This is a genomic window from Streptomyces sp. NPDC093600, assembly GCF_044764755.1.
In the GTDB taxonomy this organism is placed as follows: Bacteria; Actinomycetota; Actinomycetes; order Streptomycetales; family Streptomycetaceae; genus Streptomyces.
In genome coordinates this window covers 1-22314 of the sequence record NZ_JBIWIU010000021.1, presented here as the reverse complement: position 1 = coordinate 22314, position 22314 = coordinate 1, and the positions used below count along the sequence as shown (strand labels likewise).

Genomic DNA, 22314 nt, shown 5'->3' with positions numbered 1-22314 from the left:
ACGTGAGCGGGACGAACGGCGGAGACGACCAGGCAGCCACGGAGCGAAACCTGCTGAAGGGGCTGAGCGTGGACGACACGCACCCCGAGCAACCCGTCCTGCTCAGCGCCGCGGGCGACCCCATCCGCACCTGGCAGGAGAACTACCCGTACGACCGCAAGATCCGCCGCGGCGAGTACGAGCGGGCCAAGCGGATCCTGCAGATCGAGATGCTCAAGCTGCAGCGGTGGGCCAAGGACACCGGAGCCCGGCTGGTCGTGGTGTGCGAGGGCCGGGACGCCGCCGGCAAGGGCGGCACCATCCAGCGGTTCACCGAGAGGCTCAACCCTCGCGGCGCCCGGATCGTCGCCCTGGACAAGCCGACCGAGCGCGAGGCGGGGCAGTGGTACTTCCAGCGCTACATCGCCCACCTGCCCGCCCCCGGCGAGATCGTGTTCTTCGACCGCTCCTGGTACAACCGGGCAGGCGTCGAGCGGGTGATGAGCTTCTGCAGCGAGGAGGAGTACAGGCTCTTCCTCCAGCAGTGCCCGCTGTTCGAGCGCATGCTGGTCGAGGACGGCATCCACCTGATCAAGTTCTGGTTCTCCGTGTCGCGCTCCGAACAGCGCACCCGCTTCGCCATCCGGCAGGTGGACCCGGTGCGGCAGTGGAAACTCTCACCCACCGACCTGGCCTCGCTCGATCTCTGGGACGACTACACCACCGCCAAGGTCGCCATGTTCAGGGCAACGGACACCGAGCACGCGCCGTGGACGGTGGTCAAGAGCAACGACAAGCGACGGGCGCGCCTGGAGGCCATGCGCAGCCTGCTGTCACGCATCGACTACGCGAGCAAGGACCCGGAGGCGGTGGGCTCACCCGACCCCCTCATCGTCGGCGCCGCGGACACCCTTCTCGAACCGGGGGAGGAGACGTCCGCGCTCTCGCCCACCCCGCTGGCTCCCCTCCGGCAGGGACCGGGCGAACACCCCGGCCGTTGAGGAGCCGACGCGCGCCGCCCGGGCCGCCGCGCCTCACGCCGCCCGGGCCGTCGCGGCCTCATGACGTCCCGGGCCGGCGTGCCCGTGACGGGGTGGCCGGTGCCGGGTGCCGCGCGGCCTGCTCCAGCGTGTGGAGCAGCGTGCGCAGGGCGGGCTGGTCCAGGGTGCTCTCCCGTACCGCGGCGTGGATGATCCTGACCGGCTCCGGTCGCCGGACCCGGCGGAGGGCGACGCCGGAGCGGCGCCCGGCCGCTCCGAGGCGGGGGACGAGTCCTACGCCGAGGCCCGCGGCGACGAAACCGAGCGCGGTGGCGTAGTCCTCGCTCTCCGCCACGACGTCGGGGCTGAAGCCGGCGGCGGCACACGCCTCCAGTACGACGTCGAGGCAGGGCCCCGGCGGTTCGCTGCCGATCCACGGCTCACCGGCGAGATCGGCGAGGTCGAGCACGCGGCGCGCGGCGAGCGGGTGATCGGCGGGGATGGCGGCGAGGTACTCGTCGTCGAGCAGGTGGACCAGATGGATGCCCCGCTGCCCGCCACCGTCACGGGGCCGGACCACGATCGCCAGGTCGGCGTCGCCCTGTTCGACCTCCGCCAACGGGTCTTCGGGGTCGATCAGGCCCAGGTCGATCCGCAGCCCCTGATGCTCGCGGCGGAGCCGGGCCAGGGCGGGCGCCACGAGCGTGGGGCCCACCGAGGTGAAGTAGCGGATGGCAAGCCTTCCGGTGCGTCCGGCCCGCAGGTCGGCCAGCGCCGTCTCCGCCTCCGCGATGTTCTGACTGATGATCGCCGTGTGCTCGGTGAGAAGCCGGCCCGCCGCGGTCGGCCGTACGCCGCGTCCCACCCGTTCGAGCAGGGTGATCCCGGCTTCCTTCTCCAGCGCCGCCACCTGCTGGCTCACGGCGGAGGGCGTGTAGCCCAGGTGCGCCGCGGCGGCGGTCACCGAGCCGCTGGTGACCACCGCCCGCAGAACCTGCATCCGTCTCAGATCAAGCATGTAGCACAGCTTAATGGTCGTGCAGAACCTTTTGATTGTCCTTATGTTCGACGGGCGGCATCGTTCCTCCGGGAAGATTTGGGAGGAGAACGAGCGTGAACCGTGCGGCAGGCAGGACATGGGCCCTGGCCCGGATGGGGGTGCTCGCCCTGCTGTGGGGCTCGACCTTCCTGTGGATCGAACTGGCCCTGGAGGCCCTCTCCCCGGTCCAGGTCACCCTCGCCCGCTGCCTGCTTGGCACCGGCACGCTGCTGGTCCTTTGCCTGGCGTCCGGGCAGCGCCTCCCGCGTGAACGCGCCGTCTGGGGCCGTGTGTTCGTCGCGGCCTTCTGGTGCAACGCGCTGCCGTTCGCGATGTTCAGCATCGGCCAGCAGACGGTCGACTCCGGGGTGGCGGGGGTGTTGAACGCGACGACTCCGCTCTGGTCCCTGCTCGTCGGCATCGCCATCGGCTCGGAGCGCGGGGTCCGCCCGCTGCGCTGGGGCGGCCTGCTGCTAGGATTCGGCGGCGTGGTGCTGATCTTCGCCCCGTGGCAGGGGGTCGGGATCGTCAGCTGGGGCGCCCTCGCCATCGTCGCCGCGGCGGCGAGCTACGCGATCGGCTTCACGTACATGGGGCGCGCCCTCGTCGGAAAGGGGTACGCGACCCTCTCCCTCTCCACGGCACAGCTCCTCGCCGCGTCCGGACTCACCGCCCTGAGCCTGCCGGCCGGTGGCCTGGCGCCCGTGCACCTCGACCGGGCGGGCCTGGTCGTGGTGGTGATCCTGGGCATCTTCGCCACCGGGATCACCTTCCACCTCACGTACCGGATCATCGCCGACGAAGGCGCGACCAACGCCGCGACCGTCGGCTACCTGCTGCCCGTCGTCTCGGTCGGGCTGGGCGCCCTCGTGCTCGACGAACCCTTCAGCCTCCGGGTCGCCGCGGGGATGCTGATCGTTCTCGTCGGCGTCGCCATGACACGCCGGAAGAAGCCGGCTCCGGCCGCCTCGGCCCACCCACCGCTCCCTTCCCACCCCGCGCGGCCCTAGGTCGTGTCCCACTCCGGAAACCGCCAGAGAACAGGACAGTGTGACGTGACGATCCTTGCCGTGGCCGATCCCATCGCCGGGGCCCTGCCCGCGGACTGCGTCGTGATCGGCGTCGTGACGAGCCCCGGAGGGCCGGTTCCGGCCCCCGGCGCGGAAGCCGTGAGCGAGGCGTTCGGCGGCAGGCTCGCCGCGACGCTCGGCTGCCTCGGTATGACGGGCGCCGAGGGGGAGACGCTCAAGCTGCCCGCCCCGGCGGACCTGAAGGCCGAGACGGTCCTCGCGGTCGGCCTGGGCGAGACCGCCGACGACGGCGTGCCCACCACGGAGGCACTCCGCCGGGCCGCCGCTGTCGCCGCCCGCGCCCTGACCGGCACCGGGCGGGCGGTCCTCGCGCTTCCGGTCGCCACCGCCGAGGCGGCGGAGGCGGTGGCGCTGGGCGGCCTCCTCGGCTCCTACGCCTTCACCGCCTTCCGTACCCCCGGCGACCGTGAGGCTCCCGTCGGCGAACTGGTGATCCCGGCGGCCGAGCAGGCCCGGGACGACATCGCGGCCGCCGTCCGGCGCGGCACCGTGATCGGTGAGGAGACGAACCGTGCGCGCGACCTCGTCAACATGCCGGCGAACCACCTCACGCCGGAGACCTTCGCCGCCACCGTGACGACGGCGGGCGAGGAGTACGGGCTCGACGTCGAGGTGTTCGACGAGCGGGCGCTCGCCGAGCAGTCCTTCGGCGGCATCCTCGGCGTCGGCCAGGGCTCGGTGCGGCCGCCGCGCCTCGTCAGGATCGCCTACCGCCACCCGGACGCGCGGACCACCCTCGCCCTCGTCGGCAAGGGCATCACCTACGACTCCGGCGGCATCTCGCTCAAGCCGGTCGGCTTCAACGAGATCATGAAGCGCGACATGTCCGGCGCCGCCGCCGTCCTCGCCGCCGTGGTGGCCGCCGCCCGGCTCGGGCTGCGGGTCGGTGTCACCGGATGGCTGCCCCTCGCCGAGAACATGCCGTCCGGCTCGGCGACCAAGCCCGGCGACGTACTGCGGATGTACGGGGGAAAGACCGTCGAGGTGGTCAACACCGACGCCGAAGGACGCCTGGTCCTCGCCGACGCCCTCGTCCGCGCGGGCGAGGAGGAACCCGACGCCCTCGTGGACGTGGCCACCCTGACCGCCGCGATGAAGATGGCCCTGGGCCACCGCGTCTTCGGCGTCATGTCCGGCGACGACGCCTTCCGCGACCAGGTCGTCGACGCCGCCGGGCGCGCCGGGGAGGAGGCCTGGCCCATGCCGCTCCCCGGCCACCTGCGGGAGAGCCTCGACTCCCCGGTGGCCGACATCGCCAACACCGGTGAGCGGATGGGCGGCGGCCTGGTGGCCGGCCTCTTCCTGAAGGAGTTCGTGCCGGACGGCGTCCCCTGGGCCCATCTCGACATCGCGGGACCGGCCTTCCACGAAGGCGCGCCGTACGGCTGCACCCCCAGAGGCGGCACCGGTTCCGCGGTGCGCACCCTGGTCCGGTTGGCCGAGGACGCCGCCGCAGGCACGCTCGACCGGCCGGGGACGTACCGGTGAGCCGGTCCGGGTCGCGGGCGGGCCGCTCCCGGTGCGCGGGTCGAGGAGGCCGACCGTGAAGAGAGTCCTCTATCAGGTCGACGCCTTCACCCGGACGCCCTTCACGGGAAACCCCGCGGGCGTCGTGCTGGGCGCCGAAGGCATGACGGACGCCGAGATGCTCGCGGTCGCGCGGGAGCTCAACAACTCCGAGACCGCCTTCGTCCTGCCGCCGGACGCCGCCGACCACGACGTACGCGTCCGCTTCTTCACCCCCACGACCGAGGTGCCCACGTGCGGGCACGCCACCGTGGGGGCGCACTTCGCCCGTGCGGTGGAGTACGGGCTGCCGTCGCGATCGCTGCGGCAGAAGACGGGCACCGGGTTGATCCAACGGGTGGAGATCCACCGGGACGGGGAGAGGGTACGGATCGGCATGCACCAGGGAAGGGCGGAGTTCGGGCCCGAGCTGGACGGCGGCCGCGTGGACCGGCTGCTGCGAGCCCTGGGAGCCGGCACCGCCGACCTGGCGGAGAACGCCCCCGTCCAGACCGTGTCGACCGGCCACTCCAAGGTGCTCGTGGAGCTCCGGGACCGCGCCGTCGTCGACGCGCTGCGACCGGACCCCTCGGCGTTGACGGCGCTCAGCCGTGAGGTCGGCAGCAACGGCTTCTTCGTCTTCACCCGGGCCACCAGCGACGCCCGGCTCCTCACCTGGTCCCGTATGTTCGCACCGGCGATCGGCATCGCCGAGGACCCGGTCACCGGCAACGGACACGGCCCGCTCGGCGCCTATCTCGTACGGCACGGCATCGTGCCGGCGCCCGAGGGGCGGCTCGACTTCACCGGTCGCCAGGGGGTGGCCATGGGACGGCCCGGCGAGGTCCGGGTGCGCGTCGAGGTACGGCCCGACGGCGGGCTCGAGGTGGCCATCACCGGCGACGCGGTGACCGCGTTCCGGGCCGAGCTGGCGTCCACTCCGGCACACCCCGGTCGACCGCTCCCGGAGGTGCGCCGTCTGGAGTAAGCCGGATGCGTCGGGGCCGCGGCGGAGCCACCGTGGTCTCATGCACAGTCACCCGCCCGTCGTCGTCCATCCGCCGTCCGCGACCGGCGGCCGCCGTGTCCGAGCGGACGGACGGATCCTCGGACTGGCCGAGAGCGTGGCGGACTTAGCGGATCTGCTGGCCTCCGTGGGGCTTGAGCTGGGGCCGGACGAAGTGGCGGAGTCACCCCTCATCGAGTGGCGCGGCGGCGGCCCGGGCGTATGGGCCGAGTCGCCGCCGTGAGCTCGCCCCGCGAGCCCGGTAAGTACGCGACCCGTACGCGAGAAGTGCGCGATCCGTACGGTGGGCGGGCTAGGGTGGCCGCGGAGGTGTTCCATGTCCGAGTTGTTCGACGCCGTCGACGCGCTGATCGCGTCCGCTTCCCCGCTCCCCCCACCGGCCGAGCGCAAGCGGCTGCGCACCGCCCACGGACTGACGCTGGACCAGGTGGCCACGGCCCTCCAGGTGCGACGCGCGACCGTCAGCGGGTGGGAGGCGGGCCGGACGGAACCCAGGCCACCGGAGCGGGAGGCGTACGCCCGCCTCCTGGAGAAGCTCGCGGAACTCTACCCGGCCGCGGACACGCCGACCGCGCCGGACATGCGGGCCGCGCCGAACGCGGCGACCGCGCGGGACATGCCGGCCGAAGACATGCCGCCAGCGCGGGACACGGCGACGTCCGCGCCCGCGCCCACGACCGGCCCCGCCTCCACGACCGCGACCCGCCACGCCACGCCCGGCCCCCGCGAGGCCGAGTCCGCTCGGCCTCGTCCGCGCCCCTCGCTCCCCGACCCGGTCTCGGGCACCCCCGCCCCGGCCGCCGGGCGAACCACGCCGCGCACGGCCACTCCCGCCGCCGCCGCCGCGACGACGTCGCCGCGCCCGCGCGCCGGGAGCGCCGCACCGAAGGCCGCCCGCACCACCGCGGCGAAGCCCACCCCCGCGCCCGCCCACGCCTCAGCCTCCGCCCCCGGCGACCCGCGCTTCGAGCACGGGCCGCTCGCCGTCGTGGACGCCGAGGACGACGGGCAGGTCTTCGCGTACTGCGTCGGCGGTCTCGTCCTGGACGTGCCGGCCAAGTCCCTCCCGGCGCTTGTCGACTGGACGCTGCGTGACGCGAGACTGGGCGCGCGCAGGCTCAGCGGGGCGGGCCGGGACGCCGACCCGCTGATCGTGCTGACCGAGGCCGCCTGCCGGCGCTACGGCCTTCCGGTCCGGCTCGCTGAGGAGGAGCGCCTGTCGGGGCGGCTGCCGGACAGCCACAAGGTCGTCAGGCAACTGGCGCGCGCCGACTGGAAGCTGACGAAGCGCGGGTTCGGCCCGTGGGCGCGGATCTACCGCCCGGCGCAGGGTTCGCACCGTATGTGCGTACAGCTGTGCCTCCCCTCATGGGACGCGCTCGACACCCGGCACTGGGGCGACGCGGCCGAGCTGCCGCCCCCGGACCTCGCCCGGCTCCTGGGCACGTACGCGTCCCGGGTGATGACGCCGCGAGGCTCCACCGCCGTCACCGGCCTCGAGCTGATGACCGCCCTCCATCCGCCCACGCGGGCGAGCGAGCCGGACGAGCACGGCGTCCGGCACAGCGAGCACAACCCGGGCTCCCTGGGGAAGGACCCGGTCGACTGCGCGCCGTGCGAGGCCCCCGACGGCCACCCGCTGCTCAAGGACCTGCCGAGGTTCCACCGGCGCACCCCGGCCGAGGTGCTGATGGAGGAGGCGTACGACTGGGCGCGGCCGCTCACCGACGACGAGTGCCTCAAGCGGCACCTCGTCGGCATCGACGTGAACATGGCCTTCGCCGCGGGCGCGAACGGCACGACCGTGGGCCTGGGAGCGCCGACGCACGTCGAGAACCCCCGCTTCGACCCGAAGCTCCCCGGCTCCTGGCTGGTCGACCTCTCCCACGTCGACCTCTCCCGCGTGCTGGTCGGCAAGGAGTGGCGGCGCCTCGAAGGCGACCTGCTGCCCAGCCCGTTCACGCCCAAGGGCGAACGCCCCGAGGGTCCGGCGTGGTACGCCACGCCCACGGTGGCGTACGCGGTGGAGCTCGGCTACGACGTGGAACCGGCCGAGGCGTACGTGCGGTACGAGAACGGGCGCTATCTGGACGGCTGGTACAACCGGCTGCGCGACGCCTATGTGGCGACCATGGCCGACCTGGGCGTCACCGGCGACCTGCCACCGGAGGAGTTCCTCGCGGCCATGGAGGGCTACCGGCGGCGCGACCCGCAGCTGGCGATCGTGCTGTCCGCGATCAAGGCCACCGTGAAGGGCGGCATCGGCAAGCTCCGCGAACGTCCCCGCGGCGAGGGGTGGAAGCCGGGCGAGCCCTGGCGGGCCCTGTCCCGCCCGACCTGGCGGCCCGACATCCGCGCCGCCGTCATCTCCCGTACCCGCGTCAACATGCACCGGAAGATGGTCCGGCACGCGGCCGCCACGGGGCAGTACCCGGTCGCGGTCCTCTCCGACTGCGCTGTGTACGCCTCCGACGGGCCGTCCCCGCTGGACTTCCTGCCGTACCGGGACGGCAAGCCGCTGCCGGGCGGCTTCCGGCTCGGTGTCTCACCCGGGATGGTCAAGCACGAGGGCACCCAGAGCGTGCTGTGGGGCGAAGGCGTACGCGAGCGGTACGGCCAGGAGCTCAACCTCGCCCGCTACATCAAGGACGGCGACGTCACCACCGTGGACGACGGGGAGTAGGTAGACCACGATGAGCATGTTCGGGGACGGCCTGGAGAAGGCGGTGCAGCGGGCGTTCACCCGCCCGATCCCGAAGTCGGCCGGCGCGCGCATGCGGTACCTGGTCAAGCAGCTCAAGGGCACCAGGGCCGTCGCCCAGATGCTGCGGGTGTCCCAGCGCACCGTGGAGCGGTATGTGAAGGACGAGATCAAGAAGCCCCGCCGTGACCTCGCCGAGCGCCTGGAGCGCGAGGTGACCAAGCGGTGGCAGCCGCAGATCCGGGCCAAGGCCAGGCGGACGGCGGCCACCACGGGCGGCATCGTCATCGACACCCGGGCCCGGCTCGGCTACACCGCGCCGATCGGTACGACCGACCAGGACCGGATCCGTCATCTCACGGTGGCCCTCCCGCCGCGGTACGCCGCCCGCCTCTTCGAGGCGCAGGAGCAGGGGGCCGGCGACCAGCGGCTCAGGGAGATCGCGGCCGAGGGCCTCAAGGAGGTGTACTTCCAGGACGGCGGCCGCCGCGCCGGCGGCCTGGAGGAGGTGCGCTTCACGGACGTGGAGCACATCGACTTCGACCTCTGAGCAGGTCCACCAAGCCGACTGTGACTCCGCTCCACGAAGCCGCGAGGGCCGCCCCGGGCCCGGGCCGGACGCCCGCAGGCGTCGGCCACGGGCCGAGGAGCGGCCCCCGCGTCCGGCCCGGTGTCAGCCGGACGCGCTCTTCACCGTCGACAGCTCGGTCACATGGACCGGTTCCGTACCGGCGGAGCTGTGGCGGGCCGCCCAGTTCTCCAGCGCCATGCGGCACGCGTGGTCCAGGTGGTGCACGCCGGACAGGTCCAGCTTGATGGGACGGTCCTCGGGGAGGGCCTCCAGGCTGTCGAGGATCTTCGGCAGCCGCAGGAAGGTCGCGTTGCCCGACAGATACACCTGGACGGGCCCCGCGCCCTTGTCGACGACCTCAAGCCGGGTGTGCGAGGCCTCCCAGGCGGTCTTGGCCACGGACAGGGCGAGGCCGATCAGGACGCCCTCGAACATGTTCACGGCGACGATGCCCACAGCCGTGACCACGAGGATCACCGCCTCGCCCCGGTGCTCGCGCCACAGCGGCACGATCGTCCGCAGCGGGATCAGCTTCCAGCCCGCGTGGACGAGGATGCCGGCGAGGGCGGGCAGCGGGATCAGCGCCAGGGCGGAGGGCAGGAGCGCCGCGAAGAGCAGCAGCCACACGCCGTGCATGACCCGGGAGGCCTTGGTCTTCGCGCCCGCCTGGACGTTGGCGGAGCTGCGCACGATGACGGCGGTCATCGGCAGCGCGCCGAGCAGCCCGCACACGCTGTTGCCGGCGCCCTGGGCCATCAGCTCCTTGTCGTACTCGGTCCGCGGACCGTCGTGCAGGCGGTCGACGGCCGCCGCGCTGAACAGGCTCTCGGCGGAGGCGATCAGCGTGAACGCCAGGACGGTACCGAGCATGCCCAGGGTGGCCAGCTCGCCGAACGCGTCGAGCCCGGGCGGCTGGATGGCGCCCAGCAGCCCCTGTACCTCGACCGTGGCGACCGGCAGGCCGAACGCCAGCGAGACGAGCGTCGCCAGCACGACCGCGGCGAGCGCGCCCGGGACGGCCCGCAGGCGCCTGGGCAGACGGTTCCAGAGCACCATCACCGTGATGGTCCCCGCCCCGACGGCGAGAGAGGCGAGGGCCGCGGTGCTTCCGAGGGCGTCGATCAGAGCGTTGGGCAGTCCCGCTATCTTGCCGAGACCGGATGAGGGCGCTTCGGCGCCGGCCGCCGCGTAGAGCTGACCGGCGATGAGGACGAGGCCGATGCCGGCGAGCATGCCCTCGACGACCGAGACCGAGATGGCCCGGAACCAGCGCCCCAGTTTCAGGGCGCCCATGGCCAGTTGCAGCAGGCCGGCCGTCAGCACGATCACGCCCAGCGCGGGCAGTCCGAACGTCTGGACGGCCTCGAAGACCAGCACGGTGAGACCCGCGGCGGGTCCCGACACCTGGAGACTGCTGCCGCGCATCATGCCGGTGACGAGACCGCCGACGATGCCGGTGATCAGGCCCAGTTCCGCCGGGACACCGGAGGCGACGGCGACGCCCACGCACAGCGGCAGGGCGACGAGGAACACGACCAGCGAGGCCATGAAGTCCTGCCGCAGATGGGGGAACCTCTTCCCTCGCCGACCGACGGCGGTGCTCACAGCGCCTCGAAGGAGTCGGTGCGCGCGTCATGCGCGAGGACGGTTCCGGTGTGGACCTCGTAGAACCAGCCGCGCAGCCGCAGCCGCCCGTCCGCCAGGCGCTTCTCGACGCAGGGGTACGAGCGGAGTCTGAGCAGCTGGGTGAGGACGTGGTTCTGTACGGCCTCGGCGACGGCCGGGTCCTCGACCGTGCCTTCGGGGCGGGGAGCGGCGTGCGCGAGCCAGTCGCGCACCGCGGGCACGGCGGTCAGGTCGTCGCCGCGCAGCAGCGCGCCGACGGCGCCGCAGTGCGAGTGGCCGCAGACGACGATGTCCGTGACCCCCAGCACCTCCACCGCGTATTCGATCGTGGCCGCCTCGCCCGTGGGCTGTTGCGAGGCGTACGGGGGGACGATGTTTCCGGCGGTCCGCAGTTCGAAGAGTTCACCGGGCTTGGCGCCGGTGATCAGGGCGGGGACGACCCGGGAGTCGGAGCAGGTGATGAACAGGACCTGCGGGGACTGGCCCTGGGCCAGACGGGCGAACTCCTCAGAACGCTCGGCGGACTGCTCACGGAAGGATCGGGCGTGTTCGATGAGGGGCTGCATACCAGTGGTTCCTCCTGGCGCGCCGTTGCCGGCGCGTCGGCGTACGTACGAGAACGGGGGCGGGCGGCCACGTGGACATGACCCCACGTCCACGCGCACGGTGGTGCGGGCGGGGTGGGACCTGTGTCGGTGGACGCCGCGGATCAGCTCAGCAGCGGAAGACCTGAAGGGCCGCCGGCGAGTGAGCGGTGGAGGATCTCGATACGCGGTGGGCGTCGCCGAACGGGGAGAGTTCCACGTGCGGCCGCGCGGCGGCGGTGGCGCCTCTCAGCAGGGAACGGGAGGGAGTGTCGAGCGTGGAACCTGCCGTGCTGCGGTGCCGGTCACGCGCGGGCAGAAGTCCGTTCGTGTCGCCGTCGGGTGTGTCGCACGTGATGTGGTCCCGCACCTCTTCCGCCGCCGCGTCGGGCGTGGGCCGCTGCGGGGATTCAACGCCCGACACGGGGGCGTCGTGCGCGAAGGCGGGGGAGGTGCCGACGGCCGGGAACTGCAGGGCCAACAGGAGGGCGGTCAGGACGGTGACCACGAACCGGGTCGCCGTGGCTGGCATCTCGCGCCTCCTCTCACACTCCTGTCAATGGCTTGAAGAACGCTAACAGCCGGAAAAGCCCGTGGAGTTAACGCTGTGTGAAAAGTCTGAAAGTGTCGGTCCGGACGGCCGAATCCATGCGTGATAAATGCATGCGCGGAGAAGTGTCGCGGATGCACGCTCCCGGCCGGGAGCGTGCGGTGTCCGTGCAGGCGGGGACGGGTGCTGATGCGATTCTTATATCCCCCATCGGTGTCGGTCCATCCCATGAGGGCCATTACGGTCCTGTTGTCATTCGCACGGGGGATCGAGCCGGTGAAGTGGTGCGGGGATGCCGTAAAATAGGCGCTTTCCCCGCCTCCCGTGATAGTCGGCCGGCATATCCCGTCCGGCGAAATGTCACCGCTCGGCTTTGTCCTCCGGTCGCCCCCGGGCGCCCTTTCACCGGTGGCCGCGCTGTCTGGCGATCACCCTTGACGGCGCGTGATGATGGAGGGGTCCACGCGTCATGGGGGACGAGGCGAGGGAAGGAACGCCGCATGTGCCGATGGCTCGCCTACTCAGGTACCCCGGTGCTGCTCGACTCCCTGCTGTACCGCCCGGCGCACTCGCTGATCGATCAGAGTCTGCACTCCCGCATGGGCGTCGAGACCACGAACGGCGACGGCTTCGGGATCGGCTGGTACACCGTCGGCATGGACACCCCGGCCGTGGTGCGCGACACCGGCCCCGCGTGGAACAACCGCAATCTGCGGGAGATCTCCGCCCATGTCCGCTCCCACATGTTCTTCGCCCACATCAGGGCCTCCACGGGCTCGGCGATCCAGCAGACCAACTGCCACCCCTTCCGCCACGGGCGCTGGTTGTGGATGCACAACGGCGCGATCACCGACTTCAACCGGCTCCGCAGGGACCTGTGCCTGCGCATCGACCCGTCCCTGTTCGCCGACATCGAGGGATCGACCGATTCCGAGGTCATGTTCTTCCTGGCCCTCACCTACGGGCTCGACCAGGACCCGCCCACCGCCGTGGCGCGGATGGCCGGCCACGTGGAGACGCTCGGCCGGGAGCACGGCGTCGAGTACCCGCTCCAGATGACGATCGCGGTCACGGACGGGGAGGGGCTGTGGGCCTTCCGCTACTCCAGCGAGCGCCGCTCGCGCTCGCTGTTCTACAGCGCCGAACTGGCGACCCTCCGCGGGCTGCACCCCGACCTGACGTTCCTGGACCACTTCTCCGACCAGAGCCGGCTCGTCGTCTCCGAACCCCTCAGCGGACTGCCGGGCGCCTGGTTCGAGGTCCCCGAGTCCACCTACGGCCTTGTCCGGGGCAGCGGGAACTTCCTGAGACCCTTCGTCCCCCTGACGGAGGACTCCGTGACGGCGCTGTAGACCGTTCGTGGCCCGGCGGCGCGTCCCGGTAAGGTGCCAGGGGGGCGCGCGGGTACGCCCCCTCACCGCTGAACCAGCCCGGACCTGGGGGTTTGTCGTGCCTGTTCCTCGCCTGAGCCGTACACCTCTGCCCGGCATCGGCGTCCGCTACGACCTCACCACGCGCGAACAGCAGCCGCTGTCGGTGGTCGCCCACCGGGACGGGACCCGGACGCTGAACGCCTACCGCCGGGACGATCCCGACGAGTGCGCGCTCTCGGTGAAGCTGACATCCCGTGAGACGGAGGCGCTGATCGACGCGTTGATGCCCTCCCACCACAGCCCGAACCTGCTCTCCACCACCGACCTGGGCCTGGTGGCCGAGCGCATCGAACTCTCCTCCGCTTCGCACTGGAACGGCCGGGTGCTGGGCGAGACCCGCATACGGACCGAGACCGGCGCTTCGATCGTCGCCATCCTGCGCCGCTCGGGGGCGATACCGTCCCCGACTCCGGACTTCCGCCTGGCGGGTGGGGACACACTGATCCTGATCGGCACCCGCGAGGGCGTCGAAGCCGCCGCCGCGATCCTCGGCCGGGAGTGATCGCGTGCACTCCTCCGCCGTCTTCCTGATCGAATTCGGGGCCATCATCCTCGGCCTGGGCCTGCTGGGCCGATTCGCCGGCCGCTTCCGGTTCTCCCCGATCCCCCTCTATCTCCTCGCCGGTCTCGCCTTCGGCGAGGGCGGGCTGCTGCCGCTGGGCACGAGCGAGGAGTTCGTCGCGATCGGCGCCGAGATCGGCGTCATCCTGCTCCTGCTGATGCTCGGCCTGGAGTACACCGCCAGCGACCTCGTCTCCAACCTCAAGACCCAGTACCCAGCCGGCCTGGTCGACGCCGCCCTGAACGCCCTGCCCGGCGCCGCCATGGCGCTGCTCCTCGGCTGGGGCCCGGTCGCCGCCGTCGTACTGGCCGGAGTCACCTGGATCTCGTCCTCGGGCGTCATCGCCAAGGTCATGGGAGACCTGGGGCGGCTCGGCAACCGCGAGACTCCGGTGATCCTCAGCATCCTGGTCCTCGAAGACCTCGCCATGGCCGTCTACCTGCCCATCATCACCGCCCTGCTGGCGGGTGTGAGCTTGGCCGCCGGAAGCCTCACGCTCGCCATCGCCCTCGGGGTGGCGGGGCTCGTGCTGTTCCTCGCGGTCCGCTTCGGCCGCCACATCTCCCGCTTCGTCTCCAGCGACGACCCCGAGAAGCTCCTGCTCGTGGTCCTCGGCCTGACGCTGCTCGTCGCCGGGATCGCCCAGCAGCTCCAGGTCTCCGCCGCCGTGGGCGCCTTCCTGGTCGGCATCGCCCTCTCGGGCGAGGTCGCCGAGGGCGCGCACAGCCTCCTCAGCCCCCTGCGGGATCTGTTCGCGGCGGTGTTCTTCGTCTTCTTCGGCCTGCACACCGACCCGGCCAGCATCCCGCCCGTGATCCTCCCCGCCCTGGCCCTGGCCCTGGTCACCACCGGTACGAAGATCGCCACCGGCTACTGGGCGGCCCGGCGTGCCGGGATCTCCGTCAAGGGCCGCTGGCGGGCCGGCGGCACGCTCGTGGCGCGAGGCGAGTTCTCCATCGTCATCGCCGGGCTCGCCGTCACCGCCGGCATCGAACCCGCCCTCGGTCCGCTCGCCACCGCGTACGTCCTCGTCCTGGTCATCGCGGGCCCCCTCACCGCCCGCTACACCGAACCGGTCGCCACCTGGCTCACCGGACGCCGGAGCCGGGCGGCCGTGGTCCCGACGGGCGGCGGTGTGGACCGGGAGACGATGCCCGAGGCGCTGGAGGCCGTCGAGGACGGCACCGCAGGCCGGACCTGAGCCCCCGCCCGGTCGGGGCCACCCGGCCGGGCGGTCCGCGCCCCCTCCGAATGTTCGCTATTTCGAACGCTGTTCGGAGTTTTGCTCAAACCATTGACGGCCCCTTTCCGGCGGTCTAGCTTCGCGTCCGAAGTAGCGATCACTGTTCGTAATCTCGAACAACTCTCCGTGCGCATCTTCGGTGAAGGAGCTCCTCCATGCCCCTCGGCCGCCCCGCCCGCCGTCGCACCGCGACCCTCCTCGCCGCCGGCGCCACCGTCCTCGCCTGCCTGGCCCCCGCGGCGATCGCCGCGCCCGCGCCACCCCCGAGCGCCGGCTACCCCGATCCGCTGCCCGTCACCGGCGACACCGAGGTCCACGACCCGTCGGCGATCAGGCTCCAGGACGGCACCTACGTCGTCTACTCCACGCACGGGGGACTGGAGGCCCGCACCTCGCCGGACGGACGCCACTGGAAACGCTCCGGATCGGCCTTCACCGCCCTCCCCTCCTGGTGGCGCGCCTACTCCTCCGAGAGCGACCCCTGGGCACCCGAGATCGTCCACCGCCAGGGCCGCTACTGGCTCTACTACGCGGTGTCCTCCTTCGGCTCCAACCACTCCGCCATCGGCCTCGCCACGTCCCCCACCGGCCGGCCCGGAACGTGGACCGACCAGGGCAAGGTCTTCGAGAGCGGCTCCGCCGACCCGTACAACGCCATCGACCCCGGCATCGTCGAGGGCGACGGCAGGCTGTGGATGTCCTTCGGCTCCCACTGGACCGGCATCCGCATGGTCGAACTCGACGGCCGCACCGGCCGCCCGGTCGCGGGAGCCGCCGTGCACCACCTGGCCACCCGGCCGGACGCGCCCTACGCGGTCGAGGCGCCGTCCATCGTGCGCCGCGGCGGTCACTACTACCTCTTCGTCTCCTACGACCGCTGCTGCGCCGGCACCGACTCGACCTACAACATCCGGGTCGGCCGGTCCACCTCACCGACCGGCCCCTACACCGGACGCGACGGCACGCCGATGACCCGGGGCGGCGGAGACGTCCTCCTCGCCGGACACGGCAGGTACATCGGGCCCGGCGGCCAGTCGGTGCTCCGCGACCGGGGCCGCGACACCCTCGTCCACCACTACTACGACGCCCAGGACGGCGGCACGCCCAAGCTCGGCCTCGCCCCGCTCGCGTGGGGCCCGGACGGCTGGCCGACGCTCGCCCGCTGATCACCCCGCCCGCAGCCACCGGGCGAACCCCGTACCCCGAAAGGAAGCCATGTCCCCGACCCCGGCCCACGCGGCGCGCTTCACCCTCGACCCGGCCTTCACCGTCGGCGAGGTGAACCCCCGCCTCTTCGGATCATTCGTCGAACACCTGGGCCGCTGCGTCTACACCGGTGTCTTCGAGCCCGGCCACCCCACGGCGGACGAGACGGGGCTGCGCACCGACGTCCTCGACCTCGTACGCGAACTCGGCGTCACCGCCATCCGCTACCCCGGCGGCAACTTCGTCTCCGGCTACCGGTGGGAGGACTCCGTCGGCCCCGTCGAAGACCGGCCGCGCCGCCTCGACCTCGCCTGGCGGTCCACGGAGACCAACCGGTTCGGCCTGAGCGAGTTCATGGCGTTCCTGAAGAAGGCCGGCCCCGAGGCGGAGCCGATGATGGCCGTCAACCTCGGCACGCGCGGCGTGGCCGAGGCGATCGCACTCCAGGAGTACGCCAACCACCCCTCCGGCACCGCGCTGTCCGACCTGCGGATCGCCCACGGCGACAAGGAGCCCTACGGCATCCGGCTGTGGTGCCTGGGCAACGAGATGGACGGCCCCTGGCAGACCGGTCACAAGACGCCGGAGGAGTACGGCCGGCTCGCCGCCGAGACCGCGCGCGCCATGCGGCAGATCGACCCGGACGTCGAACTCGTCGCGTGCGGCTCGTCCAGCCAGGCCATGCCGACGTTCGCCGCCTGGGAGGCGAAGGTCCTTGAGGAGACGTACGAACTCGTCGACCACATCTCCCTGCACGCCTACTACGAGGAGAAGGACGGCGACCGCGACTCCTTCCTGGCATCCGCCGTGGACATGGAGTCGTTCATCGAGAACGTGGTAGCCACCTGCGACCACGTGGGCGCCCGGCTGAAGTCGAAGAAGAGGATCAACCTCTCCTTCGACGAGTGGAACGTCTGGTACATGAGCCGCTTCGAGGCCGAGTCGCGGGCCAGCCCGCTCGACTGGCCGGAAGCCCCCCGGCTCCTGGAGGACAACTACTCCGTCACCGACGCCGTCGTCTTCGGCTCCCTCCTCATCGCCCTGCTGCGCCACGCGGACCGGGTGACCGTCGCCTGCCTCGCCCAACTGGTCAACGTCATCGCGCCCATCATGACCGAACCGGGCGGCCCCGCCTGGCGCCAGACGACCTTCCACCCCTTCGCGCAGACCGCGCGCCACGGCCGTGGCGAAGTGCTCGACGTACGGGTCGACTCCCCGACGTACTCGACGGCGGCGTACGGAGAGGTGCCCCTGCTCCACGCGACGGCGGTCCGGGACCCGCGCACGGGCGCGATCTCCGTCTTCGCCGTCAACCGTGACCGGCGGCGGCCGCTGCCGCTGCGCGTCGCGCTCAACGGCCTGGACCTCGGCCGGATCGTCGAGCACACCGTCCTCGCCGACGCCGACCCGGAGGCCCGCAACACCCTCGACGCGCCGGACCGGGTCACGCCCCACGCCGGTGAGGGCGCGGAGCTGGCCGACTCCGCGCTGACCGTCACGCTCGAACCGCTCTCCTGGACCATGATCCGCCTGGCCTGACGGCCCGCCACACGAGCCGGCCGGACGCCGACCTCTCCGTACGGCGGGACCCGTCCCGGCCGAACGCCGACGCCCGTCGCAGCCGCCCGCCGGGCACCGGAACCTCGGCCCGTCGCGGGCACCCGGCCCCGCGCCGGCCGTGTGAAGCCCCTGTCCGGGAGCGGTCCCGCGCCGATCCCTGTGAAGCCCTGTGCGGGGGCGGCCCCGCGCCGTCCCCGGTCCCATCGCCCCGCACCCTGGGAAGACGAGCCGCTATGCAAACACCCCACCCCAGCCGGCGCCGTGTGCTCGCCGGCTCCCTGGGCGCCCTCGCCGCCACCGGCGCCCTCGGCCCGCTGGCCACCGGCTGCGCGGCGCCCTCCGCCGCGGCGTCCGGCCGCACGCTGCTGCGCTTCTGGCACCTCTTCGGCGGCGGAGACGGCGTCAACATGCAGAACATGCTGGCAGCCTTCCGCGCGGCCCGGCCGGACATCGAACTGGAGGCCACCACCCTCCAGTGGGGCGCCCCCTACTACACCAAACTCGGCATGGCCGGAGCCGGCGGACGCGCCCCCGAGGTCGCCGCCCTCCACATGGCCCGGCTCGCCGGCTTCGGGCCCGGCCGGCTGCTCGACCCCTTCCCGCCCGACCTGCTGGCCGAGGCCGGCATCCGCGCGGACGACTTCCCGCCGGACCTCTGGCGGCGCGGGCAGATCGACGGCAGGCAGTACGCCGTCCCCCTCGACACCCACCCGCTGGTCCTCTACTACCAGACAGAGATCTGCCGCGAGGCCGGCCTGATGGACGGCGACCGGCTCAAGACCGTCAAGGGCGCGGCGGAGTTCACCGAAGCGCTGCGCGCCGCCAAGAAGGTCACCGGGGCACCCGCTCTCGTCACCGAGACGCTCGGCCCCGACTGCATCACGCCCTGGCGGCTCTTCTCCACCTTCTACTCCCAGACCGGCGGAGCGGTGCTCACGCCCGACGGCCAGAGCCTCGCCCTCGACGACGCCAAGGCCCTGCGGGTCCTGGAGTTCATGGCCTCGCTCGTGGAGGAGGGGCTCTGGGCCCGCCGCGCCGACTACGGCGCCTCCGTGGGCATCTTCAGCCAGGGACGCACCGCCTTCCACCTCAACGGCGACTGGGAGGTGACCACCTTCCGCACCAACGGCACGCCCTTCTCCATGACCCGCGTCCCCGCCCTCTTCGGCCGGGCCACGACCCAGGCCGACTCCCACGCCTTCGTCCTGCCGCACCAGCGCGACCGCGACGCGGCGACGGACCGGGCGATCTGCGCCTTCGTCGCCTGGATGCTCAAGCACTCCGTGGAGTGGGCGGCAGGCGGCCATGTCCCCGCGTACCGGCCCATCCTGGCCGATCCCGCCTATCTCGCGCTCGAACCGCAGTCGGCGTACCGCGACGTCATCGACGACGTGGTGCTCGACGAGCCCGCCTGGTTCGCCGGCTCCGCTTCCCGGATGTGGATCGAACTCGGTGAGGTGTTCTCGACCCTCCTCATCGGCGCTCGCACCCCCAGCGCGGCACTGGCCGAGGCCAAGCTCCGGCTCGGACGCCTTCTCGACACCCGCAACCCCCTTCCCGGAGCCGCGTCATGACCACTCTCACCCCCAGCGCCGCCCCGGCGCGGCCGACCGCCGGGACGGGCCGCGCGGCCGGTACGGCGTCGCGGCCGGGAGCCGTCCGGCGCGGGTGGACGGAGCACGGGCTCGTCTTCGTCGCCCCCTTTCTCCTCGTCTACGGCCTCTTCCTCGTCTGGCCCCTGATCAGCGGCCTGGGCATGAGCGTGACCAGCGAGAACATCACCGGCACGGGCGGGGAGTACGTCGGCCTCGACAACTACGCGGAGGCGCTGGCCGACCCGCAGATGTGGTCCTCGCTGTGGAACACCGTGTGGTTCACCGTGCTCTCCACCGTCCCCCTCGTGGCCGCCGGCCTCGTCCTCGCCCTGCTCGCCCACCAGTTGCGCGTCGTCCAGTGGCTCTGGCGGATCAGCTGGTTCGCCCCCTTCCTGCTGCCCTCCGGCGTCGTGTGCCTCCTCTTCTCCCAGATGATCTTCCCGCCGGACTTCGGCCTGGCCGACCAGCTCCTCACGGCCGTCGGCCTGGATCCCGGCATCGGCTGGCTGAGCGACGAGCGCTACGCCATGCTGTCCATCGTCCTGACCACCGTGTGGTGGACGGTCGGCTTCAACTTCCTGCTCTACCTGGCCGCCCTGCAGGCCGTGCCGCAGCACCTGTACGAGGCGGCAGAGCTCGACGGCGCCGGCGCGTGGCAGCGGCTCCGGCTCATCACCCTTCCGCTCCTGCGCCGTACCACCGGCCTCGTCCTGGTGCTCCAGGTCCTCGCCTCGCTGAAGATCTTCGACCAGGTCTACCTGATGACCGGCGGCGGACCCGACGACTCCACCCGGCCGATCCTGCAGTACGTCTACCAGCAGGGCTTCACCGGCTACCGGATCGGCTACGCCTCCGCCGTCTCCTACATCTTCTTCGCCCTCGTCCTGACCGTCTCCCTGGTCCAGCCCTGGCTGGCCCGGCGCAAAGAGGAGGCCGGCAAGTGAGCCTCGCCACCGCCCGTGACCGTGCCGGACGCCCCGGACCGGCCGAGGGCCGACGCCCCCGCTGGACCGCCGGCCGGATCGTCCTGCTCGCCATCGCGCTCCTGACGGCCGCCGCCTGGCTGCTGCCGCTGCTCTGGGCCGTCGCCACCTCGCTCAAGCCGGAGGGGGAGACGACCAGGACGCCGCTGGAGTGGATCGGCTCGCGGATCACCTTCGAGGCGTACGCCAAGGTGTGGGAGTCCGGCACCCTGCTGCGCTGGACCGTCAACTCCTTCATCGTCTCCGGCGCCACCACCCTGCTCACCGTGGTGCTGTGCGCCATGGCCGCCTACGGCTTCACCCGCACCGACTTCCGCGGCCGCAGGCTGCTGTACGGCCTGGTCCTCGCCGGGATCGTGGTGCCGCCCCAGGTCCTCATCGCGCCGCTGTTCACCCAGATGGTCCGCATGGGGCTCGTCGACACCTACTGGGGCGTCATCCTGCCCCAGGTCGCCGTGCCGGCCATGGTGTTCATCCTGGTGAAGTTCTTCGAAGGCGTGCCGCGCGAACTGGAGGAAGCCGCCTTCGTCGACGGCGCCGGCCGCTGGCGGGTCTTCTGGACGATCGTCATGCCGCTGTCACGACCCGTGCTCGCCGCGGTCGCGATCTTCACCTTCATCTCCACGTGGAACAACTTCCTCTGGCCGTTCCTCGTGACCACGGACCCCCACGCCATGACCCTGCCCGTGGGGCTGGTCAACGTCCAGTCCGGCTTCGGAGTCCGGTACGCCCAGGTGATGGCCTCGCTGGTGATCGCGGGCCTGCCCCTGCTGATCGTCTTCACGCTGTTCCAGCGTCAGATCGTGCGCGGTATCGCGCACACCGGTCTTGCCGGTCAGTGACCACCGCCGTCGCGGGCACCGACGACGCGCCACGGCCCGCGTCCCTCTCAGGGGCGCGGGCCGTGGCGCGTCGAGCCGTCGTCACGCCGGGCGAAGGAGCTCCGCCCCCGGCGGGTCAGGCGTCCGCGGGGAACCTGCGCAGCGGACCGGGCAGACGCGAACCGAGGGGCGACATGGCGCCGTCCGCCCCGTGCCGGGCCAGCAGGTCCAGGACGAGCCTGCCGCGCCGCACCCGTTCCCTCGCCGTCGCCAGGACGGTCTCCCGCAGGTGCGCCCCCGACGGATAGACGGAAGGAGCCTTCGACAGACCGAACTTCACATAGAGGGGAGCGCCGCGGCGGATCAGCTCGGCCACCTCGTACATGCGCACATAGCCACCGAGGTCGTCGGGCGCCTCGACGTACATGTCCATCGGAGCCCCGCTCACCCGGCGGATCTCGGTGAGCTGATCGAGCGTCAGGTCGCTGGGCACATTGACCGAGTCCGCCCCCAGCCGCTCGTGCACGGCGTACGCGGCGGGGTTGACCGGACCGATCAGCGCCGACACCTTCAGGGTCGTCTCCGCCGGAAGCAGCCCCGCGGCACGCGCCCGGTGCAGCGTCCACAGCACGCCCTCGTCGGCCACCAGCAGACACCTGACCCCGAGGGAGGTGGCGCGGACGGCGTCCTCCACGCAGCCGGCGACCGCGTCATGGCCCCGGGCGCGCAGCCCGCCGCCCCGGGAGTCGGTCCGGGTGGCGGCCCCGATGTCCCAGGTGCCGCGCGGACCCGTGAACAGGCAGAGCTCCACGGAGGATTCGGCGGCGGCCTTCGCCATCTCCTCGATCTCGGCGTCGGTGAGCATCCAGACGCCGCTGCCCTGGCTGATCCGGTGGACGGGCACGTCGAGCCGCTCCGCCTCCCGGAGCACCGTGTCCAGCGCCTCGGGACCCTCGACGGAGGGAATCTCGGTGCGCCACCGCCCCCCGTCCGGGAAGGCGTGCGGGGAGGCGTCCTCGGGGGAGAGGGCCGGGGCGGCGAGGCCGAGCGGGCCGAGGATCCGCTCGCCCGGTCGGCGCGGTGGGAGGTCGGGGGAGTCGGGCACGGGGCCTCCTGGGCGTTCGGCGGTGCTCAACGGGTGGCGGGGCGGGGCTTGCGCTGCTCCCAGCCTTCGGCCCAGAGGTCGAAGCGGGCTTGTTGTTGGGGGTGTTCGGCTGCTGCGTCGGTGTCGAGTTCGATGCCGAGGCCGGGGGTGTG

20 protein-coding genes and 1 pseudogene are annotated in these 22314 nt (G+C 72.3%); 15 read left to right on the top strand and 6 right to left on the bottom strand.

What is annotated here, in order from left to right; genetic code table 11:
- The first annotated feature begins 2 nt into the window (after nucleotides 1–2).
- Nucleotides 3–980, top strand: coding sequence for a polyphosphate kinase 2 (ppk2, locus tag ACIRB4_RS30995; RefSeq protein ID WP_403295862.1), 978 nt, complete (start codon nucleotides 3–5; stop codon nucleotides 978–980).
- Nucleotides 981–1038: 58 nt separating this feature from the next.
- On the opposite strand, the gene ACIRB4_RS30990 is transcribed toward ppk2, so the two are convergent.
- Complete coding sequence (locus ACIRB4_RS30990; RefSeq protein ID WP_403295861.1) at nucleotides 1039–1977, bottom strand: LysR family transcriptional regulator; 939 nt, start codon at nucleotides 1975–1977, stop codon at nucleotides 1039–1041.
- A 134-nt stretch (nucleotides 1978–2111) separates the two neighbouring features.
- Here ACIRB4_RS30990 and ACIRB4_RS30985 point away from each other — a divergent pair, with 134 nt between their 5' ends.
- From ACIRB4_RS30985 to tpg, 6 genes are all read left to right on the top strand, one after another.
- The gene (locus tag ACIRB4_RS30985) at nucleotides 2112–3008 is read left to right on the top strand and encodes a DMT family transporter (RefSeq protein WP_403295891.1); all 897 of its coding nucleotides are present in this window, start codon (nucleotides 2112–2114) and stop codon (nucleotides 3006–3008) included.
- A 45-nt stretch (nucleotides 3009–3053) separates the two neighbouring features.
- Nucleotides 3054–4577 (top strand): leucyl aminopeptidase, encoded by a 1524-nt coding sequence (locus tag ACIRB4_RS30980; protein ID WP_403295859.1) that lies wholly within the window; start codon nucleotides 3054–3056, stop codon nucleotides 4575–4577.
- Nucleotides 4578–4632: 55 nt separating this feature from the next.
- Entirely contained in the window at nucleotides 4633–5583 is a 951-nt protein-coding gene (locus ACIRB4_RS30975; RefSeq protein ID WP_403295857.1) for a PhzF family phenazine biosynthesis isomerase, read from the top strand.
- Between the two features lie 40 nt (nucleotides 5584–5623).
- Nucleotides 5624–5845 (top strand): hypothetical protein, encoded by a 222-nt coding sequence (locus ACIRB4_RS30970; protein ID WP_403295855.1) that lies wholly within the window; start codon nucleotides 5624–5626, stop codon nucleotides 5843–5845.
- A gap of 93 nt (nucleotides 5846–5938) precedes the next feature.
- Nucleotides 5939–8305: a telomere-associated protein Tap gene (gene tap / locus ACIRB4_RS30965; protein WP_403295854.1), complete on the top strand. Its 2367-nt coding sequence runs from the start codon at nucleotides 5939–5941 to the stop codon at nucleotides 8303–8305.
- 10 nt (nucleotides 8306–8315) lie between these two features.
- The gene (gene tpg, locus ACIRB4_RS30960; protein WP_403295853.1) at nucleotides 8316–8873 is read left to right on the top strand and encodes a telomere-protecting terminal protein Tpg; all 558 of its coding nucleotides are present in this window, start codon (nucleotides 8316–8318) and stop codon (nucleotides 8871–8873) included.
- A gap of 123 nt (nucleotides 8874–8996) precedes the next feature.
- On the opposite strand, the gene ACIRB4_RS30955 is transcribed toward tpg, so the two are convergent.
- The 3 genes from ACIRB4_RS30955 to ACIRB4_RS30945 all read right to left on the bottom strand — a co-directional run bounded on the left by ACIRB4_RS30955 (nucleotide 8997) and on the right by ACIRB4_RS30945 (nucleotide 11636).
- Nucleotides 8997–10499, bottom strand: coding sequence for a SulP family inorganic anion transporter (locus tag ACIRB4_RS30955; protein WP_403295851.1), 1503 nt, complete (start codon nucleotides 10497–10499; stop codon nucleotides 8997–8999).
- Nucleotides 10496–11086: a carbonic anhydrase gene (locus tag ACIRB4_RS30950; protein WP_403295850.1), complete on the bottom strand. Its 591-nt coding sequence runs from the start codon at nucleotides 11084–11086 to the stop codon at nucleotides 10496–10498. The genes ACIRB4_RS30955 and ACIRB4_RS30950 overlap by 4 nt, the downstream gene beginning before the upstream one ends.
- A 148-nt stretch (nucleotides 11087–11234) precedes the next feature.
- Nucleotides 11235–11636: a hypothetical protein gene (locus ACIRB4_RS30945; RefSeq protein ID WP_403295848.1), complete on the bottom strand. Its 402-nt coding sequence runs from the start codon at nucleotides 11634–11636 to the stop codon at nucleotides 11235–11237.
- A 518-nt stretch (nucleotides 11637–12154) separates the two neighbouring features.
- Between ACIRB4_RS30945 and ACIRB4_RS30940 the strand changes: the two genes are divergently transcribed.
- The 8 genes from ACIRB4_RS30940 to ACIRB4_RS30905 all read left to right on the top strand — a co-directional run bounded on the left by ACIRB4_RS30940 (nucleotide 12155) and on the right by ACIRB4_RS30905 (nucleotide 21078).
- Entirely contained in the window at nucleotides 12155–13006 is an 852-nt protein-coding gene (locus ACIRB4_RS30940; RefSeq protein ID WP_403295846.1) for a class II glutamine amidotransferase, read from the top strand.
- Nucleotides 13007–13103: 97 nt separating this feature from the next.
- Complete coding sequence (locus tag ACIRB4_RS30935) at nucleotides 13104–13589, top strand: cation:proton antiporter regulatory subunit (protein ID WP_403295844.1); 486 nt, start codon at nucleotides 13104–13106, stop codon at nucleotides 13587–13589.
- A gap of 4 nt (nucleotides 13590–13593) precedes the next feature.
- Complete coding sequence (locus tag ACIRB4_RS30930) at nucleotides 13594–14850, top strand: cation:proton antiporter (RefSeq protein WP_403295843.1); 1257 nt, start codon at nucleotides 13594–13596, stop codon at nucleotides 14848–14850.
- Nucleotides 14851–15047: 197 nt separating this feature from the next.
- Nucleotides 15048–16058: an arabinan endo-1,5-alpha-L-arabinosidase gene (locus ACIRB4_RS30925; protein ID WP_403295841.1), complete on the top strand. Its 1011-nt coding sequence runs from the start codon at nucleotides 15048–15050 to the stop codon at nucleotides 16056–16058.
- A 49-nt stretch (nucleotides 16059–16107) separates the two neighbouring features.
- Complete coding sequence (locus ACIRB4_RS30920) at nucleotides 16108–17637, top strand: alpha-N-arabinofuranosidase (RefSeq protein WP_403295840.1); 1530 nt, start codon at nucleotides 16108–16110, stop codon at nucleotides 17635–17637.
- 254 nt (nucleotides 17638–17891) lie between these two features.
- The gene (locus ACIRB4_RS30915; RefSeq protein ID WP_403295839.1) at nucleotides 17892–19232 is read left to right on the top strand and encodes an extracellular solute-binding protein; all 1341 of its coding nucleotides are present in this window, start codon (nucleotides 17892–17894) and stop codon (nucleotides 19230–19232) included.
- Nucleotides 19229–20197, top strand: coding sequence for a carbohydrate ABC transporter permease (locus ACIRB4_RS30910; protein WP_403295837.1), 969 nt, complete (start codon nucleotides 19229–19231; stop codon nucleotides 20195–20197). The genes ACIRB4_RS30915 and ACIRB4_RS30910 overlap by 4 nt, the downstream gene beginning before the upstream one ends.
- Nucleotides 20194–21078, top strand: a complete 885-nt coding sequence (locus ACIRB4_RS30905; protein WP_403295835.1) for a carbohydrate ABC transporter permease — start codon at nucleotides 20194–20196, stop codon at nucleotides 21076–21078. Before ACIRB4_RS30910 ends, ACIRB4_RS30905 begins: the two co-directional genes overlap by 4 nt.
- 115 nt (nucleotides 21079–21193) lie before the next feature.
- On the opposite strand, the gene ACIRB4_RS30900 is transcribed toward ACIRB4_RS30905, so the two are convergent.
- Both ACIRB4_RS30900 and ACIRB4_RS30895 read right to left on the bottom strand, forming a co-directional pair.
- Nucleotides 21194–22162 (bottom strand): hypothetical protein, encoded by a 969-nt coding sequence (locus tag ACIRB4_RS30900; protein ID WP_403295833.1) that lies wholly within the window; start codon nucleotides 22160–22162, stop codon nucleotides 21194–21196.
- Nucleotides 22163–22188: 26 nt separating this feature from the next.
- Nucleotides 22189–22314, bottom strand: a pseudogene (locus tag ACIRB4_RS30895) (mandelate racemase/muconate lactonizing enzyme family protein); the annotation flags it as partial.

Bases quoted from the DNA above. Each gene is read 5' to 3' on its own strand.
- ACIRB4_RS30925 (WP_403295841.1), top strand. From the start codon at position 15,048: ATGCCCCTCGGCCGCCCCGCCCGCCGTCGCACCGCGACCCTCCTCGCC.
- ACIRB4_RS30950 (WP_403295850.1), bottom strand. From the start codon at position 11,086: ATGCAGCCCCTCATCGAACACGCCCGATCCTTCCGTGAGCAGTCCGCC.
- ACIRB4_RS30915 (WP_403295839.1), top strand. From the start codon at position 17,892: ATGCAAACACCCCACCCCAGCCGGCGCCGTGTGCTCGCCGGCTCCCTG.
- ACIRB4_RS30920 (WP_403295840.1), top strand. From the start codon at position 16,108: ATGTCCCCGACCCCGGCCCACGCGGCGCGCTTCACCCTCGACCCGGCC.
- ACIRB4_RS30940 (WP_403295846.1), top strand. From the start codon at position 12,155: ATGTGCCGATGGCTCGCCTACTCAGGTACCCCGGTGCTGCTCGACTCC.
- ACIRB4_RS30910 (WP_403295837.1), top strand. From the start codon at position 19,229: ATGACCACTCTCACCCCCAGCGCCGCCCCGGCGCGGCCGACCGCCGGG.
- ACIRB4_RS30990 (WP_403295861.1), bottom strand. From the start codon at position 1,977: ATGCTTGATCTGAGACGGATGCAGGTTCTGCGGGCGGTGGTCACCAGC.
- ACIRB4_RS30945 (WP_403295848.1), bottom strand. From the start codon at position 11,636: ATGCCAGCCACGGCGACCCGGTTCGTGGTCACCGTCCTGACCGCCCTC.
- tpg (WP_403295853.1), top strand. From the start codon at position 8,316: ATGAGCATGTTCGGGGACGGCCTGGAGAAGGCGGTGCAGCGGGCGTTC.
- tap (WP_403295854.1), top strand. From the start codon at position 5,939: ATGTCCGAGTTGTTCGACGCCGTCGACGCGCTGATCGCGTCCGCTTCC.
- ACIRB4_RS30970 (WP_403295855.1), top strand. From the start codon at position 5,624: ATGCACAGTCACCCGCCCGTCGTCGTCCATCCGCCGTCCGCGACCGGC.
- ACIRB4_RS30985 (WP_403295891.1), top strand. From the start codon at position 2,112: ATGGGGGTGCTCGCCCTGCTGTGGGGCTCGACCTTCCTGTGGATCGAA.